Origin of the sequence: Microvirga arvi, from assembly GCF_016892765.1 — a bacterium.
GTDB classification, from domain to species: Bacteria; Pseudomonadota; Alphaproteobacteria; order Rhizobiales; family Beijerinckiaceae; genus Microvirga; species Microvirga arvi.
On the sequence record NZ_JAFEMD010000004.1, the window covers coordinates 177939 to 195409 of the forward strand.

Consider the following 17471-nt stretch of genomic DNA (forward strand, 5'->3'; position numbering starts at 1 on the left):
CGGGTTAAGTCCTGAACTGGCTGGGTGAACGGGTGCGGGAAGCGGGATGGGGCGACCGGGATCTCATCCCGGTGGCCTACGGCCGGCGGGCACCCGGTAGCGGGGACGGTGGCGCTCCGCCGTCACAAGGATGGCGACCGCGTCGACGACCCTGTCCCGCAGGAGCTCATCCGCCAGGGCCGTGATGGCGGCGCGGTCGGCCGCAACCATGGTGTGGGCGACCTGCATCAGCGCCTGGAGATGGTCCTCGACCGTTGCGGACAGGACGGGATCCGCAATCCAGCCCTGGTCCCCGCCCTTTGACGGAATGCGGCTGGCCAGAGTCCTGCCGAGACCGAAGGTGCCGTGCAGCGTCGCCACGAGATCCGTCGCCTGGCGCAGGTCAGTGGCGGCTCCCGTGTCAGGCCCGTCGCCGAACATCATGTCGGCGGCGCGGCCCGCCAGGAGTGCAACGGCATGCGCCTCCAGCTGTGCCCGGGTGGGGGTGCGGCTCGGCATGCGCAGCTGCGTCCAGCCGGCCTGCTGTCCTTCGGCGAGGATCGAGGCCGCGGTCACATGGATGCCCAGACGCGTGGCCACGATGGCATGCGCCGCCTCATGCCGGGCCGTGGCCTGCTGTTCCGGCCAGGGGCGCCGGTCGGGGGGCGCGACTTCGGCCATGAGATCGTCAAGGCGGAGCGCCCGCCTCGCCTGCCGGGCCCGCCGGCGGGCGCCGCGCACCCAGCCGGCCACCTCTGCTCCGGTGGCGCCAAGTCCCAGGCGCGCCACCGTGCCGAGATCGTCGCCGGCCAGATCGGTGCCGAGATGCACACGGAGGATCCCGATCAGATCCTTTGGATCGGAGGGTGGCATGATCGTGAAGTGGCGGTCGAATCGGCCCGGACGCGTCAGCGCGGGATCAAGCGCTTGCGCGTGATTGGTTGTGGCCATGAGGAGAATCGGCAGCCCGGACGCGCGCACCTCGTCGATGAGCAGAAGCCATGCCGTGATGACTGGGGCCCAGAAGTCGGCGTGCGCTCCGTCCCCGCTGGAACGGCTCGGCAGGGCATCCGCTTCCTCGAACAGCGCGAGGACCGGCCCATACGCCGCCGCATGCATCAACTCGTCCCGAAAGAGATTGAGCCGCTGCAGGACGGTCCCAAGATGGCCGCTGCCCGACGTGAACAGCTGGCTGATCGAAATCTGGAGCAGCGGAACATTGGCTGTGCGCGCAGTGGCCATCGCCAACTGGGACTTGCCGGTTCCGGGTGGCCCCGACACCAGGGCCCATTCGAGCACTTCGGGCTTGGCCTGCCCGTTGCGCACGCGCTCGACGTCATCGGCCATCGCCATGGCCCAGGCGTGTGCGGCCCCGTAACCCGTGAGCTCATGCAGGTACGGACCGGTGGCCGGAACCAGGGGAGTCCGGCGGGTGGCGACGGCACGCCGGATCCGTTCAAGGGACTGCTCGTAAGTCGATGCCGGCCTCAGGGCCGCGGCAAAGTCGACGATGGTCAAGCCTGCGACGTCGCCGTTCTTGAGATCGGACGGGCCCGGGCCCTTGCACCAGCGCCGGATGACCCGTCCGGCGAACCGGCTCGTGAGCGGTGGGATCACGACGGTCAGGTCGGCCGCGCCCCGTAGGCTTGATGGCAGGAGCCGGCCGGGATCCGGCGAGATCGCCACCAGCGGCCGGCCGTAGCGGATCGCCTGGGCCAGCGTGTGCTCCATCTCCTCGTCGCGCCTTGCGATGCTCTTGGCGTTCACAACATGGGCGCGACTACGGGTCAGCCGGTTTGCGGCGCCCGAGATCGGATCGATCCAGGCCGTGTCCGGCACCTGGATGATCACCACCGGAGCGCTGTCCGAGCGCAGCAGCCGCACGCCCTCGCGGCCGAGAGCCTGATGCAAGGCGAGGTCGGCGATCAGGTCGATGGAGGAGGCGAAGGTCTTATGCGCCGGTACGGCCGCGGCCGGCTTGGGCTTGCGGCCCTTGCGGGTGGTGCGCTTCGCAGGACCGTTATCCAGAGGCGGGATATCGTGCCGTTCGAGTTCGATGCCGAACAGATCGGGAAGGTCGTCGGCGGGCTGGGTCTTGGAGGCTTCGGAAGCTGACATGGACGGGTGAACTCCATGGGGCGCGCAGGCACGGGCCCGCAGGCGCCGGCGCGCAAGCGTTAGGGGAAGGATGTCGGAAGAAGCGGCCGCCGGCGGGCCTTACGCCCGCCGGCTCGGGCCTGACCTCACAGGGCCGTGCGCCACAGGCGCAGGTCGCCGCCGAAGGGAGCGGCGGTGTCCAGCGCCAGCACGCCGGCATCGACGAGGCTGAGGATCGCGCTTAACGGCTGCGGATGGTCCGGGATGGCGGCGACGAGACGGTCGAGATCCACAACCCCGCCGTTCTGGTCGGCGGCGGAAAGCAGCGCGGCCTGCACCTCCGGCGTGGCATGTCCGGAGGCGGCGAGATCCCGCGGCAGGTCCGCCGGCGTCGGGTCCGTCCGGACCGGCGCGCCGGTGTCCTCGGAAATCATGTGGGTGGAGTTGTGCGCGTCGCGAGCACACTTGCGCGGGCAGCCGCCCGCGGCGTAGAAGGCGTCAACCATCTATCTGATCCTTGTCGATTAAGGAGACGACTGATGGCCAGGCTTGCGGCGCGGCACCACCCGCGTCGCCAGCCGACTTGATCAGCCATCGGAGGATTGTCCCTCCGACAAGGCTAACTTGATATATGGCCGAGCTTCTGGCAAGTCCCTAAGGCAGGCCATCCTTAACCAAACCTTAACAGCCGCCGAGATTCCCCTGCCCCGGCGGAGCATCTGAAATCTTGGTTACCGATTCTCGTTAGGCGTCGCTTGGCCACGCGATCGATCATGTCCGCCGGATCGCGATCTGGCCCCGGCGACAGGTTCAGGTGTTGGACGTAGCTGCCTTCAGCCGGAACGACCCTGATGGTGCGCCGGTCGCGTCAGAACCCTTCTGTGCCATCGGCCGACATGAGCTCGGAGGGGGCGGCTGCTCCCGCAAGAATCCCGTGCTCGCTCCAGGCCGGCAGCGTCGCGTCGGGAGCATCGGTCCCTCCGATCACGGGAGACGGACGCAGGAAACGCGCGGGAGGCAGCCTCGGGAGAAAGGAGGCGATGGCCTGATCCCTGTGCTCTTCCCTGCCCGGGCTTTCGGCAGCCCGGCTCGAATTCGCCTGCGGGTCGGAGACGACGCCCTCGACAGCGGGCGGCATCGGGCCCGCATCCGAACGCTCGCCTTCCACCTCGGACATGGACTTCTCCTCCGGCGCCACCGCCGAGGCCTTCGCGGCTTCGGGCGAGACCGAAGCCACGTTGGCCGGCTCCGCCTGAACCCCGGTTAGGCCGAGGCTGGCGGGGAAGGCCTCCCGCTCATCGGAATTTTTCCGCGCCGGCGGCAGGCCGGCAGGAAGCCGGGCCGGCGGACGGTATGACGAGATCTCGCAGGCCTCACCGTCGACAGCCAGCTTGAGGCTGCGCGGATCGCTCCGGCCGACGAAATGCGGCGCCTGCTCCGGCGCGCTGATGCGCACGAACCCCAGATCGTCCAGGGCCGCCTCGGTCGCCGCGGCCGGCTCCGTCCCGAAGGCAACCAGCAAACCCCGGGCCCGCGGGGCCGCCGGCGCTGCGTCAGCCAGCAGCGCCGCGATCTCACCCTCCAGGCCGGCCCGGATGAGCATCTTCCGCTGCGGCGCGAGAGCCTCGATCTGCGCGAGGACCTGCCTGACTGCCCACAGGAGCATCTCGGGCTGCCCCTTGCACGCGCTGACCAGGCCTTCCCGGCGCGCGAAGGCCCCGAAGGCCTTGGCACCGGCCCTCTCGCGCTTCGAGGCCTCCTTGGTCGCTTGGCGGGCGACCGCCTCAAGGCGGTCGAGGTCGAAGTCGGAGACCTCGATCTCCTCGCTGGACTGCATCTGCATGGTTGTGCCTCCTGTCGTGCTTAACCGTCATGGTTAAGAAAAGGTTAATCGATTCGGTACATCATTCCCTAGAATTCTTTTCAGCCCTCCCTCCTCGCCGGCTGACGGGTTCATGGCAGCCGGGGCCGGTCATGCTCATGGGCGGGGCGGACGCGGCTTGCGGATCGAGCCCTGGGGTCGCCGCGCCCGCACCGCAGGGCTGGACAGCGAACCTGACCGCTGGCTGCTGACCGAAATGCCAAAGCGCAGGCCCCGGCCCCAGCTTGAGGCAAGCCTCGCGCGTAGGATCCGGGCCGTCCTTTCAGGAGTGTCAGATGAGTCTCTATGGAGTTTTGCGCAGCGGCGTTTCGGGCATGAACGCCCAGTCCAGCAAGCTCGGCACGGTTGCCGAAAACATCCAGAATTCAGGCACGACCGGATACAAGCGTGCCACGACCGAGTTCTCGTCCCTGCTCCTGCCGCCAATGAGGGAAGTTACAACTCAGGCTCCGTGCTCTCCACAGTCCGGTACAACATTGCGGATCAAGGCCCGATTGCCTTTACGACATCGCAATCGGATCTCGCCATCTCGGGAAATGGCTTCTTCGTTGTCGCGGATCCGAAAGGCTCGCCCTATCTGACGCGCGCCGGCAATTTCGTCATCGACGGCCGCAGCGGGGATTTGGTCAATGCGGCCGGCTTCACGCTCATGGGCTACAGCCTCGCCAATGGGCCGGCCGACCCTGCCCTGAACAGCTTCGACAACATCGTCCCGATCAACCTTTCATCCCTCGGCATGCGCGCGAGCGCATCGACGGAGGGCGTGTTCACGGGCAACCTTCCCTTCGGCGCGCAGCCTGTCGTGTCCGTTGGCACGCCGACACCGGCACTCCTCGGGCAGGCCGGCTTCGTCAATCAGCCGGTTGCGGGCTTCACGGTGGGCGATCAACTCCGCTTCAGCGTTGGTGGCGCGGCCGAGCAGACCTTCGCCGTCACAACGCAGACGAGCGTCGACGACCTGGTGACCGCAATCAACACCGCGGTTGCCGGCGGCACCCTCAGCGGCCTTCAGGCCAGCAAGGATCCCGGTTCCGACACTCTCGTGCTGACCTCGACCGACATCACGGGAAACACCAACATCACGAGCTCGTTCTACGACTTGGACGGTGGTGGAGTTCTCACAAAGGGCGCCGCCATACCTGGGGTCCCGGCCGTTCGGGGACAGGTGAACCTTCCGGTGGCGAACCTCACAACCGGCGATGAGATCAGGTTTTCTGTCGGTGGCGGGGAAGAGCAGATCTTCAAGGTCACTGCGGAAACAACGGTCGACGCCCTGATCGTTTCCCTCAATGCGGCAACGGTCGCGGGGAGCCTGACCGGGATTGAGGCATCGAAAGATCCGGTGACCGGCCGTTTGGCCCTGATCTCGACGGATCTGAACGGCGGGACGGATGTGACGGGCACCTTCACCGATATCATGCCCGTCAGCAAACAATCCTCGCTTCAGGTGTTCGATAACGTCGGCAATCCTGTGAGGCTCGATCTTGCCCTCTCCAAGACCGGAGTGAACACGTGGAGCATCGCGGTCAGTCACGACGCAACCCTCCTGGCTGGCCCCCACACTCTGACCTTCGATGCCAACGGTCAGGTCATTGGCGAGCCCTCGATCACCTTCCCCCTTCCGAATGGCGGCCCGTTTACCCTCGACATGACGGGCATGACCCAGCTTGCCGGGGACTATACCGTCACCGGCTCGGCCAATGGCAACCCGCCATCCAATGTGAAGGACGTCGAGTTTTCAGCCGACGGCACCGTGTATGCGGTCTACGAGGACGGAACCCGGGTCGGCGTTTACGCACTTGCTCTCGCCACCGTGCCGAGCCCGGACAATCTCGCGGTGCGGGCCGGCAACGTCTATGAGGCGACAGGCGCCTCGGGCACCTATCAGGTGGGCCTGGCGCAAACGAGCGGTTTCGGGTCCGTGCAGTCGGGCGCCCTTGAGGGGTCGAATGTTGACCTCGGTGCCGAACTCACGGCCATGATCGAAGCGCAAACCAGCTACACGGCCAACTCGAAGGTTTTCCAGACGGGCTCTGAACTACTTGATGTGCTGATGAACCTCAGTCGCTGACGGGCGTTGAGGTCGTTCATGGAGGCCGCCACCGACAGGTCGGACGCGGGCCGGCAATCATAGGCTGAGAGGGGGCGTGTTTCCGGATCACATGGTGAGCGAGTTAGGCCCCCTCCATGCTTTTCGCTCAAACGATGCGGACGGACTTCGGGCGTCCAAGCTCAAGCATGCGGTTGAGGACATGAACAGCAATGGCGATCTCGGTCGCGCGATGCCGATCGGCCCGTGAGCGCGGCGCTTCACAGACCACTCGTTCAAGCCGCCTGATGACGGTCTCCACCAAAGCCTGTCGAGTGTATCCGGACCTCTTCTGCCGGCCGATTCGTCAGACCATGGTCGGATCGGGGATCAGACTTGATGCCCAAAGCCGTCGGACTGGCGCCAAATCCGGTTTTGTGGTCCGCTGATCGGGTTGATTGGGGATACTGCCGTGAACGGTCGCGCCATCACTGCCGCAATTTTGATCAGTGGGACCGTCATTTATTTCAGCAGCACGCCGGTTTACGCCCATTCCAACCCGGATACCCCAGAGCCTCCATCTAGGTCATCTGAACAGCACGAGCCTGATCCACGTCCGAACAATTCAATCCACTGGTGGATTGAGGAAGTTGAAGAAAAGAAGACGAAGAGATTGGGCCCACAGCACTCGCCCCGGAATCTAGGCACCATACTGGATTCTGTTCCGTGGGGGGTTCTGGTCGTCGACGGTTACGCCAAGATTGTCTTTGCCAACAGGCCTGCCCGTAGCTTCCTGGATGCAGGCTGTGGGATCGAAGAGCGTCAAGGATACCTGCACATTCACCGATCGAGCGTGGGGCGAAAACTGCAGGTTCTGATCCACTCCGTCACGACTCGGGATGATGAGGATCAAAGCCCAGACCAACGGCCACGCGAAATAGGAATTCCGGACCAGAGGGGTTGCATCAGGTATGCGGCTCAAGTGCTTCCGGCACAAGCATACATCGCTCAACCGCTCGCCTTGATTCTGGTGTCCGACCTGGTCGAGCAGATTCCTATCCGGCGAGAAGCCATTGCGGCCGTGTTCAACCTGTCAGGACGCGAAGCAGAACTGGCAGAACTCTTCGCAGGGGGACTTTGCATTAACGAGATCGCACAGCGAATGACCGTGTCGGTGAACACGATCCGCGCTCATCTTCGACATGTATTTCGAAAGACCGGTTGCTCCAGCCAAGTCCAGCTTGCACGGATGTTCGCCCGCATGCTGTAAAAGGCACATCTTACCTCGTTCGGCACGCCGGGATGTATTCTCCGGGCAGACGGTGCTCAACAACGCGCACAATACCGCAAAAAGGCAGCCGGGTAACCATTCCAGAGAGGAAAGCACGAAGGTGGGGCGCGAGCCAGAACAGGTGGTCCGTCCTTGGTGGAAGGACATCCCACGAGTGACGAAAAAACCTCTCATCACGGCCCATTCTGCGCCAACTTCCGTCCACTCCGCATGAGGACTTACAGAGAGATTAACACTGACGTGACCAAGAGAGCGTGGCCGAGCAGGCTAAGTTCGTGGTCAGTTCAGTTGAGTGAGTGATCTCAATGGACGTGCACATGCTCATGCGCGGTCCGGCTCTTGTTATCGGCTGCAGCCGCGTAGGACATCGCCTCCATATAGGCGATCAGGTCGGTTGCATCATTCGTTGAGAGGCCGAGATTGGGCATGCGCACACTTGGATAATGTTCCGCAAGACGAAGAGCCGCCCGATCCTTCTGGGACCGCATTTTGTCTGGGGTCATGATGTAGCTCACGATCCACTCGCGAGCCCTACGGGTGGTAAGACCGCTAAGATCGGGACCGACTTTGGCGCCCTGGCCGATCGTGTGACAGGAGGCACAGGTTTTGATGAACAATGCTTGGCCTGGCAGATCGGTTAACATTCCACCCGCTACCGTTCCGGGACTATGCGGGATTCCGGCCGCTCCGCCGGGTTGCTCGGTCTTGCCCATTTGACTGCGTTGAGACGGATCCATCGCGCTGATGGTCATCGCCAACGAGTCGATATCGCCGAACACGGAGTCTCTCGCCCAGTCCCCCGTCGCATCGTTCGCTAGCCAGATCTCATTGCGATGTTCGGAGAGTTTCCGGCTTCGGTCGCCGAGCTTGTAACGGATGAGGTCAATGTCCTCTGGCTTGCCGGTCAGGAAGAGCCAACCAGGCCCAGCTTGAAACGCGTCCGCATATTCCTTGAGCTTGCCAGGAGTGTCGTTGAGGGGATCTATGCTGATCGAGACGAAGAAAATGTCGCGACCCACCGCGGCACCTAGTTTCTCTTCCACCTGGGCCAGCCGCGCCGTGACCACAGGGCAGATGTCCCTGCAACTCGTATAAATGAAGCTGATGACGACGATCTTGCCCTTGATGGCATCATCATAGAACAGCAACCGCTCGCCGTTCTGGGACATCACTGGAACGTTGGGGAGATAGTCCTTTCCCCACACAGAGGTTTGCGCCTTTGCCGAGACAAGGCCCGCGACTGCCAGGCTCACGAGAACCACGCCCATAAATAAATGATGACGTCGCATGTTCGAATCCCTTCAGTCATTCGCCCTACGTGGGTACCATTGCAAGAGGGGCGGTGGCTCCACCCTTCTGGTTGGATACTCTAAGCCTTGGTGGCTGGTTGCGCGAAGAATTGGCGATTCTTGGGATCTGCTTCGGGCAGGATCTCCGGCTGCTTCCAGACCACTCCGTTTGGCGTCGGAATAGGAGTTTTCGAGACCTCATAATGGGGCCGGCTTCCTGTCTTGGCGAAATCCGGATCGCCTGGCGGAGGAGTCAGCAGCTGGTAGCGCATCAGCATCGCGAAATCCTCGTGCGTGGTGTTATGGCAGTGGTTCACATAGGCTCCACCGAACTCCCCGAACCGCACCTGAAACTTCACGCGTCCGGATGGCCGCAAACGCCACACATCTTTCCTGACGAGTTTCTCCGTTACCGGAATGAAGGCCCCACCCCGGTCCATGGTGACTCCCTCCTCGAAGTGGAGGTGGATCGGATGATCCCATCCGCCGCCGCCGTTGATCAGGGTCCAATGCTCGACTTCTCCTGGTTTGGGAATCAGAGCCGAGATGCGATTGGCGTTGAGCGAGTGTGCTGCCTGGCCGTTCACTTTGATTGACCACGGAAAGGCTTCGATGTCACCGCAGTCGGGCGTGCACTGCCCTGTGAACTTGTCACGCGAGTCACCGCCCCCGGACCGCGTAAACTCGATGATGCGTTCCCGCACAGGCGCGACTAGTGAAATCTGAGAGGTCAGACTCTTTCTGCCTGAGGCCCAATCGGGATTGCTGAAATCCGTGCTTCGGTCCTTATCGAGCGCATTGCTGGCATTGTAGGTCTTGGTTGGATCATCCACACTCTGAACGGAATTGACGATCCTGAACTCCAGGATGGCACCGACGCAGGGATCGTTGCCGGTTCCCTTGAGAGCCTCGCCGACAGACAGAGCCTTGTCGGGCTTGCGACCATCCGTCTGCTGCAGCAGGTTTACAAGGTAGATGCTGTCGCCAGGTTTGAAGGCCGCAAAGTCAACAACAATATCATACCGCTCTGCCACCCCCTGCTCGTCGAGCTCTGTCAGGGCGATGGGGTTCACGACGAAATTGCCGTCGTTCGCAATAAAGTGGAACGGCACCTTCGTGCCTTGTCCAAAGCGCGAGCTCTTGTTCACTGCAAGGGCCAGCTTGATGAACCGCGACATTGCGGCATTCAAGATTCGGAAGCGGTACCGCCGTGGCAGAACTTCGAAATAGGGGTAATAGGCGCCGTTCACGCAGAGCATGTCGCCCAAGAAGCCCTCCATGTCGAAGATATCGAAGTATAGCTGTCCCTCGTGGGAGAACGCGGGATTTGTGATGGCGAGGTTCACATCGAAATCGGTGTTGCCCCATCCGAGTTGTGTGCCGCTTGGCAGCTGCAGATTGATCCCGTCACCGAGGTCCTCACGGCCCCGGTCCGGACCGCTATAGAGATTACACAAAGCGAAGTTGCCCTTGTGCACATTCTCGGCCGTGAAGAAGAAGCGGTGATCATGGAACCACAGCGTGCCCTGGAGCTCACGGAAGTCGCCCGGAACCTTGACGAGTCCCTCGCCATCATCGGGCCCTGAGGCCTTTCGAGCGTAGTCCCGGTCAGTGGTTAGCCAGACGTTCGGCATATCGCGCCGCGCGAGCGTCAGCCCCCAGTGGTAGTCGTAGAAGGTCCCCGGAAAATGATAGGCATTGCAGGCCCCATCGCTCTCGGCTCCGTTATGCGCATTGTGGAAATGAGTTGAAATCTCATTGCGCCCGAAGCCGTTATTGGCAGCCCGGTCGACCGGTAAATCGTTGTAGATCCGGGCAAGGATGGGCTCGCCGTATCGGGCCTTGATCAGGCATGGCGCCCCGTACCCGGTCCGTGAGCCAGATGCCTTGCTGACCATTCCCGGTGGTCGTGTGCCGAACGACCAAACTGAGTTCGCGTCTTGCTCCGGCATCTCATCACAATATCTCGAATGCGCCTCGATTTGCCCCAGTGACATGCAGTAGCCGACTTTCGGGTGGAGTTCGTTCCACCGCTGGTGAGCAAAGTACTCACCTGGAGGACGACCTTCCATGGGGCCCATCCCGGTCACGGGGTTACGGTAAGCCATGCCGCCTGAGTTTGAGAAATCCGTGTGATAGGACCAGTTCTTTGCAGGCGGCTCGCTGTCATAGCCCGCCCAAGCAGCATCGCCATTCGGCTGTCTCAAGAGAGGGATCGGCTTCTGCACAATCGGGCGGGGCATGCGCGTGTGGAATTTGTGAGCCCCAAACAGTGGACTGCGGGGTGTCCCAGTCGGGACCGCCGCAAAGGCGCTTGGTGCAAAGGGGCTGAGCCCATTCTTGCTGGCCAGCAAGCCCCCGGCGGTCAACAGCCCCCACCTGAAGAGATCACGGCGCGAGATGTCCCCGTGGGACAGAGCCTTCACGATCTCCAACCGGTTCTGCCGGGCTGCCTCAGCTTCGGCCAGGCGAATCCGGGATGCTTTGCTCGACAGGTACATGATAGCCCCTGTATTGATGGTAATGATGGCCGTTCCAACAGACTTCCCGGAACTAGGGCAAGCTTATGCGTTGAACTCCTGAACGAAAACAGCCTGGACTAATCGATCTCGATTAGGACCAGAGTGCAATGATGCTCCGACGAAGGTCCTAACTCTTGCGGATTGAGGCGGCCCTCGTGTTCGATCTCACTCTGCATCGAAAAGCAATTTGCGCGGCTGCACCGTTCCGATGCAGTCTCTGAGCCGCTGTGCACCGTGAAGAATGGGCCGAGGCGATCTGGGAACGCCAGCTGGGCATCTGACCGAGGTCGGAGCGACCATCAGACCTGAGTCCCAACCCATCCTCCCGAGAGGTGTGCCGCGGCCGGTCAGCCAAGTGTCGCAAGCGCCGGGAACGTCTCCAAAAGCCAGAAGGACATGGTGGTGATCCAGCCGGTGAGAAAGGCGATGCCGGTGAGGACGAGGAGGACGCCCATGGTCTTCTCGATCAGCCCGAAACGGGAGCGCACGCGCTTGAGAAGAGCCACGAAGGGCTTCATGGCGAAGGCGGCGAGCAGGAAGGGAATGCCGAGGCCCGCCGAGTAGGCGGCGAGCAGCAGGGCCCCCTGGGACACGCTGTTCTCCGAGCCCGCGACGGTGAGGATCGCCGCCAGCACCGGGCCGATGCACGGCGTCCACCCGAAGGCGAAGGCCAGCCCCATCACATAGGCGCCCCAGAGACCGACCGGCCTGGACACGCTGAAGCGCGCCTCGCGGTAGAACAGGCCGATTCGGAAGACGCCGAGAAAGTGCAGGCCCATGATGATGATCGCGATCCCCGCCACGGTGCTCAAGACGTCGAGATACTGCCGGATCACCTGACCGAGCGCCGAGGCCGTTGCGCCGAGCAGCACGAAGACGGTCGAGAAGCCCGCCACGAACAGGAGCGCCGCCAGGACCGCCCTCCTCCGGACGGCTTGGTCGTCGCCCGCGCTCAGCCGGTCGAAGGTGGTGCCGGCCAGGAAGGACAGATAGGGCGGCACCAGCGGCAGGACGCAGGGGCTCAAGAAACTGATGAGGCCGTCAACGGCCGCGGCCGGGAAGGAAACGATGAGCATGGGACCTGTGATCCATCCTGCCGCCCAGCACTTCGGCGGCGGTCATCATGAATTTGACCCGCCCCCATGGAGTGGTCCGGGGAGTGGTCCGGTTGGAATATTAATGGAGGGATGGCTTTGGACCTGCCCCGAACGCTGGACCACGCTCCGGGCCATTCTGTTCAGGAAACGACGACTACCTCTCGCGCTCGATGATGCGGTACTCGACGTCGATGATCTCCCCAGTTCGGGGCGCTTGCGCCATCCTGCGGCGAAGCCGCCACCGCATGATCATGCCGGTGATGATGGCCGCAGGAATGAGGATCAGCGCGACCCCGGCGGCCAGGACCATCAGCAAAAGGCCCAGCGAGACGGCAGCAATCAGCACCAGAACGGCGGCCCAGCGAGGCATCCGGATCAATCTGATGCCCGGATGGGGCGGATAGCGCGGGTCCATACCCCCTCTTTGCAAAGCTCTGCTTCAATCGTGCTTCATATGCCGACGCTGAGAGCAAGATACAAGATCGACATGGAACCGGACATCTCAGCGCATCGCACTCCGCGCCATGATCGCCGGAGTGTCAGGTGGTGGAGGCCTCGCCCGGAATCGAACCGGGGTGCAAGGATTTGCAGTCCTCTGCGTAACCACTCCGCCACGAGGCCATCCGGGACGTATGGTGGATAGTGGAGGGCCTCCCGAAGAGCAACCGCCCTCTCAGACGGGTGCTTTCCCGGCAGGCGGTCAAGCGCGTGGGACGGATCCGAACACTCCGGTGGCAGCCCTGGACGTCCGTGTGGGCGCATTCGTCCGGAGCAATCGCCACTGTGGTTCGCGCGAAGGCGGCGACCTTCGTGACCGCCATTGATGCGGCCTCGGCTGATGGTCCCTAGCCTGAGACAATCCGGATCCCTTGTCGGGCCCCAAGCGGCAACCTCCAGGCGCGGATCCCGCATTCGACTCTGATGCCGCTGTTGCGGCGCCTCTCATTGCCTCTGTCCGGTCCGCTCGGCGGCACCGGCAAGCCTGTGCTGAAGCCGAAAGCCTGCGTCACGCAGCAGGCGGAGCTTTCGCGCCATCGGTTGAGAGTTGCTGTTTCGGTCGATCACCACGGCCGCCGCCGCAGCGAACAGGTCATCGGCAGCCATCTCGATGCCAGGATCCCGCCTGCTCCCTCCTGTCACATTAACAAGAAGTGTCTGCAGGTCGTGCAGGTCGACTTCGGTGCTTCCCCGCTCAATCCGGGACACGACAGCCTGAATGGCCTCTTGCCGCGTCTCAATCCCTTCGGCGACTGCCGTCCCCACCATCTGTCTTATTCTCCTGAACAAGTTGACCGGCGAGCGCTCTGCCAGCAGCGGGAAAACACTGCGCCCACACGGTTAATCAACAGTTACAGAGATTGGAGCAATCGGGCGTTTTCAGACACAATGCCGTCAAGGGCAATCAGCCCTTGTCCGGCGTCAATCCTTGCTCACGGATTGAGACCCATCCTGCATCTGCGCCTCGGTCATTCCCGAACCGGATTGCTCATGAAGCATGGTTGCGAGCCCCTCAAGAAAGCGAACGGATTCCGGCGGATAGGCCTCGCGTTGCGCCACTTGGATGATGTTGTGAAGAATGGCGGCGATGTCCTCCAGCTTCGCGACACGCTTGGCCGCAAGAACATGAAAGAAGGTCGTGAAAGCGACCATGATTGCCTGGTCATGCTCCTCGAGTTGTTGACACCGCATTTTAAGCGCTTTGATGTCCTTCTCCTGAGCCGAGACGACCTCGACCAGACTGAACATCTGCTCGGCCAGGATATCGAGGGAGGCGTCCATGCCGGCAGCACGGCTCGCAGATTCAGTCGGAGTGAGTGGCTGGAGGCTCGCGGCGCCCACGTCGTCCTCTTGGGCCACCAGTGTAAGCGATGAGGCTTCCGCCCTGAGGAAACCAGGTATGCTTCGGTCGTTCATACCTAAACGCATTCCCTGTTGGTCTTTTTGCAAAGGCGGCGGTGCGCGCATGCCTGAGTCCTGAGCTGCCCCTGGCACGATCCGCTGGATCAGAGCCCACATTTTCTGAATGTACTGGACTTGATTCACATTTCCGCTCTTTAGCGTGATCTCGGATCGACACGGCGATGGCGCTCAGGATCCGCAGCGTCGAAGTCAATTTGAGTAGGAGGTCTTTTTAAAACGAAAAGCCGCCCCGAAGCGGAGCGGCTCAGGGTGAAAGGCAAGAGTGATCCTGCGCCCCTTTTCATTAAGCAGTTCTGAGATCGACCGCAGACTCTTTGCCGGTCCGGCGGTCCGCCTGGACCTCGTACGTGATCTTCTGGCCTTCAGCAAAGCCGCGAAGACCTGCGCGCTCGACGGCGCTGATGTGCACGAACACATCCTTGCCTCCGCTATCTGGCTGGATGAAGCCATAGCCCTTTTGTTCGTTGAACCACTTCACAGTTCCTGTCGCCACGAATGTCTTCCCTCTGTCTTGCTACCGGGTAGGAGCATGCAACCAATCACGTTCCCGGTCGATCCTGGCCTGGAGAAGGAGCCTACACCCGGTCGTCCCACGCATGGTCGCTCCGTCGTTCGGTCAGGATCAACCTCACAAGCGTAGATTCAGGCTCGTGTGGTGGCAAGCATCCTGCGCCTGATATGTCCAAGCCAGACCTAAGTTCCTATTTCCGCAGTGTCATGGGAAATCAGACACGGGTGACGCCTACGATGTTGCCTGCGTCAAGCCGAGTTCGAGTTTGACATACCCGTGGCCGAACAGAGCGCCTCTTGGCTCCACCATCAATGCAGGAGCAATTCTCGCGCAGGCTCTGAATGATTCAGCCGCCGATGAACCCATGCTGGTGAGATCTTCAATCTCATGGGTTTGACCAAAGTCACTGCCATCAGCAGGCGCCCTGTCATGATACGTTTGCGGCTCCGCAAACCCCTGTTTTAACCGACAGGTAACCATACCATTATCAAGCGCCTCCGTTCGTTCGTCGTCTCCTTCAATCCGGCAGGTTGGGCCATCTTCCGACCACAGTCTCGACCATCCTCGTTCGCGGCGAGGAATCGCTCCTGTGTCCCATTCCGATGTGTGAAGAGTTGCTGATGTTTCGTAGAGAGTTGCCGCACTGGCTCGAAATCCACCGCGCCGCAAACGTTGTTCTGGCTCTTATTGCCGTCTCGGGATGGGGCGCGTTTGTCCTCGTCAACCAATCCTCAGCCAGCATCGAGAGCCAGTTGCGTGAACAAGTAGCCAGTCTCAGCCAGATCCAAATGGACCTACTGTCGGAGCAGACTCGGGCCCAGGCGACAATGGGCGACTGGAAGCAGTTGCAGGCTCAGCTTCCTGCCGTCCGTGAAGAACTCAGCCAGCTCACGGATGCCCGTGATCAGGTTCAGTCCGAACTTGTCCTTGCACAGCTGGGACTGAGCGATGCGATCAACCGTGCGTCACAAGCGCATGAGGATGTTTCCACCACGGGGTCGGTGGGGAGCAAGGCCCCTGATCCCAAACAGGCAGTTGCGGCCACGGCACAAAAAGCGTTGTCAAAGCTCGGTTATGGAAAGTTGACGGCTGACGGGGTCGTTGGGCCGGGCACGCGGCGTGCCATCGAAGCATTTCAGCGGGACAAGGGACTGACTGTGACAAGCGAGCTTGATGCTCCGACGCTGAAGCAACTGACCCAATCCCTCAAGGTCGCCGCCCGTTAGAAGGCAGCGCCACACGTCGAAATGACGATGAGTTGAGGTGGATCACGGAGGAAGCCTGCATTTCACCTCGACGCCGAATGAGATCACCTTGCGGGCTGTCCCAAGAATATGGATGGGCCACTGTCACCCTGAGGGACCTCAGGCCCTTTTGTGGAGTTCCTCCGAATACCGGCATCAGGTTGCCGGCAACCGCCAGGACGGATCGGCACTTGGCGGACCCAGGGCTCTAAACAAGGCGCCTCCACCGGGCACACCCGCATTAACGATCTGGCGACCTGCATCCCGCTAGTTTGCTCCGCCAGGCTCATGCGTGAGCCTGGCCCATCGGCGGGGCGGAAGGTGCGGGAATGCGAGGCCAGGCTGATCTTTTCTTCGACTACGACGCACCGCCGGGTCCCATCGAGACCAGACCCGCTGATGAGATTGTCATCAAGGTCAGGCAACGCAGCGAGTCGTTCAAAGCTCCCGACCATGAGACCGCCGCCCGGATGCTGGAGGCCACCGGCGACTATCGTGTCCTCCGCCGCTTGCAGCCCCGTCCGATCGTGGTCTCGGGTGCGCCTCGTCAGGGTGAGAAGATTGGCGTTATCGTCGACACCGAAACCACTGGCCTGGATCACACCCGCGACGAGGTGATCGAACTCGGCATGGTCGCCTTTCTGTACGATGAGGAAGGCCGGATCGGCGATGTGATCGGGACGTTCAATGGCTTACGCGAGCCGGGCGTGTCGATCAGCCCTGAGATCACCCGCCTGACCGGCATCACGCCTGAGATGGTGGCTGGCCAAGCGCTTGATCTTGCGGCGGTCGAGCGGTTCATTGACGCGGCAGATCTCATCATCGCGCACAATGCCCGCTTCGATCGCCCCTTCTGTGAGCGCCTGTCCAGGAGCTTCCAGGTCAAAGCCTGGGCCTGCTCCCATTCCGAGATCGCCTGGAGCGGGTTTGGCTTTGAAGGATCGAAGCTCGGGTACCTTCTGACTCAATGCGGCTGGTTCCACCAAGGCCACCGGGCTGTTGAGGACTGCCATGCCTTGCTTGAGGTGCTGGCATCCCCTCTGCCCTCTGGAGGCCAAGCCCCCTTTGGACATCTGCTGGTCTCGGCCCGGAAGGCTTTGGTGCGGATCTGGGCCGAAGGCAGCCCCTTCGACATGAAGGACGAACTTAAGAAGCGGGGCTACCGGTGGAACGACGGCAGGGATGGTCGCCCTAAGGCCTGGTTTATCGAGATCGCCGAGGATCTCTACGAGGCGGAGCTGAGGTTTCTTCGGCAGGAAATCTACCGCCGTGAGGTGGAGCCATTCACGCAACAGATCACGGCGTTTGAGCGTTTTCGAGCCGCTTGATAGCCATACGACACATCATGAAGTCGGTTTATGATACCCACACCGAACTTAGAACGCGTACTCCGCTCAATCAAATCCCGGTGCTGTCGTGTTGCGTGTTCCCTACCATCCGATAGCACCTGTGGATCATCGCGCCGACGGCGGAAACCTGCGGGATCAGACCTCGCGTTGGTGCTCGCGTCCGTCGTGCTTTCGAGCGATTGCAGAATTTGGCCGACGGGTGAACGGCAAGCCAGCTTGGTGATCTCGCACGACCGGGCTAACGCTTCCATCGTCGTAAGC

The 17471-nt window shown here is 62.1% G+C and carries 14 protein-coding genes, 1 tRNA gene and 1 pseudogene; 5 read left to right on the plus strand and 11 right to left on the minus strand.

Translation table 11 applies throughout. The annotated features are described in order from the left end of the window. Positions 1-63: 63 nt before the first annotated feature. From ILT44_RS04190 to ILT44_RS04200, 3 genes are all read right to left on the minus strand, one after another. Positions 64-2097, minus strand: coding sequence for an AAA family ATPase (locus tag ILT44_RS04190; RefSeq protein WP_204238317.1), 2034 nt, complete (start codon positions 2095-2097; stop codon positions 64-66). 125 nt (positions 2098-2222) lie between these two features. Beyond that, positions 2223-2582 carry a hypothetical protein gene (locus tag ILT44_RS04195; RefSeq protein WP_204238318.1) on the minus strand — a complete coding sequence of 120 codons (360 nt, stop codon included), beginning with the start codon at positions 2580-2582 and terminating at the stop codon, positions 2223-2225. A gap of 362 nt (positions 2583-2944) precedes the next feature. Next, a complete protein-coding gene (locus ILT44_RS04200; protein WP_204238319.1) occupies positions 2945-3919 on the minus strand; it encodes a hypothetical protein in 975 nt (324 codons plus the stop codon). A 314-nt stretch (positions 3920-4233) separates the two neighbouring features. Between ILT44_RS04200 and ILT44_RS32130 the strand changes: the two are divergent. The 3 genes and pseudogenes from ILT44_RS32130 to ILT44_RS31680 all read left to right on the plus strand — a co-directional run. Further along, positions 4234-4751 (plus strand): annotated as a pseudogene (locus tag ILT44_RS32130) (flagellar hook-basal body complex protein); the annotation flags it as partial. A gap of 249 nt (positions 4752-5000) precedes the next feature. After that, a complete protein-coding gene (locus ILT44_RS32135) occupies positions 5001-6029 on the plus strand; it encodes a flagellar hook-basal body complex protein (RefSeq protein WP_443673955.1) in 1029 nt (342 codons plus the stop codon). Positions 6030-6459: 430 nt separating this feature from the next. Continuing rightward, a complete protein-coding gene (locus ILT44_RS31680; protein WP_204238321.1) occupies positions 6460-7257 on the plus strand; it encodes a helix-turn-helix transcriptional regulator in 798 nt (265 codons plus the stop codon). Positions 7258-7580: 323 nt separating this feature from the next. Here ILT44_RS31680 and ILT44_RS04215 read toward each other — a convergent pair whose 3' ends face one another. From ILT44_RS04215 to ILT44_RS04250, 8 genes are all read right to left on the minus strand, one after another. Next, positions 7581-8567 (minus strand): SCO family protein, encoded by a 987-nt coding sequence (locus tag ILT44_RS04215; RefSeq protein ID WP_204238322.1) that lies wholly within the window; start codon positions 8565-8567, stop codon positions 7581-7583. Between the two features lie 80 nt (positions 8568-8647). Continuing rightward, entirely contained in the window at positions 8648-10465 is a 1818-nt protein-coding gene (locus ILT44_RS04220; protein ID WP_204238323.1) for a multicopper oxidase family protein, read from the minus strand. 971 nt (positions 10466-11436) lie between these two features. After that, positions 11437-12165: a cytochrome c biogenesis CcdA family protein gene (locus ILT44_RS04225; protein WP_204238324.1), complete on the minus strand. Its 729-nt coding sequence runs from the start codon at positions 12163-12165 to the stop codon at positions 11437-11439. A gap of 175 nt (positions 12166-12340) precedes the next feature. Beyond that, entirely contained in the window at positions 12341-12601 is a 261-nt protein-coding gene (locus ILT44_RS04230) for a hypothetical protein (RefSeq protein ID WP_204238325.1), read from the minus strand. A gap of 132 nt (positions 12602-12733) precedes the next feature. Next, a tRNA-Cys gene (locus tag ILT44_RS04235) sits at positions 12734-12807 on the minus strand. 321 nt (positions 12808-13128) lie between these two features. Further along, positions 13129-13452 (minus strand): hypothetical protein, encoded by a 324-nt coding sequence (locus ILT44_RS04240; protein WP_204238326.1) that lies wholly within the window; start codon positions 13450-13452, stop codon positions 13129-13131. 153 nt (positions 13453-13605) lie between these two features. Next, positions 13606-14229 (minus strand): hypothetical protein, encoded by a 624-nt coding sequence (locus tag ILT44_RS04245; RefSeq protein WP_204238327.1) that lies wholly within the window; start codon positions 14227-14229, stop codon positions 13606-13608. Positions 14230-14389: 160 nt separating this feature from the next. Further along, positions 14390-14599 (minus strand): cold-shock protein, encoded by a 210-nt coding sequence (locus ILT44_RS04250; RefSeq protein ID WP_204238328.1) that lies wholly within the window; start codon positions 14597-14599, stop codon positions 14390-14392. Between the two features lie 638 nt (positions 14600-15237). Here ILT44_RS04250 and ILT44_RS04255 point away from each other — a divergent pair. After that, the gene (locus ILT44_RS04255) at positions 15238-15843 is read left to right on the plus strand and encodes a peptidoglycan-binding domain-containing protein (RefSeq protein WP_204238329.1); all 606 of its coding nucleotides are present in this window, start codon (positions 15238-15240) and stop codon (positions 15841-15843) included. Positions 15844-16190: 347 nt separating this feature from the next. Next, positions 16191-17189, plus strand: a complete 999-nt coding sequence (locus ILT44_RS04260) for a 3'-5' exonuclease (protein WP_204238330.1) — start codon at positions 16191-16193, stop codon at positions 17187-17189. Positions 17190-17471 lie beyond the last annotated feature (282 nt).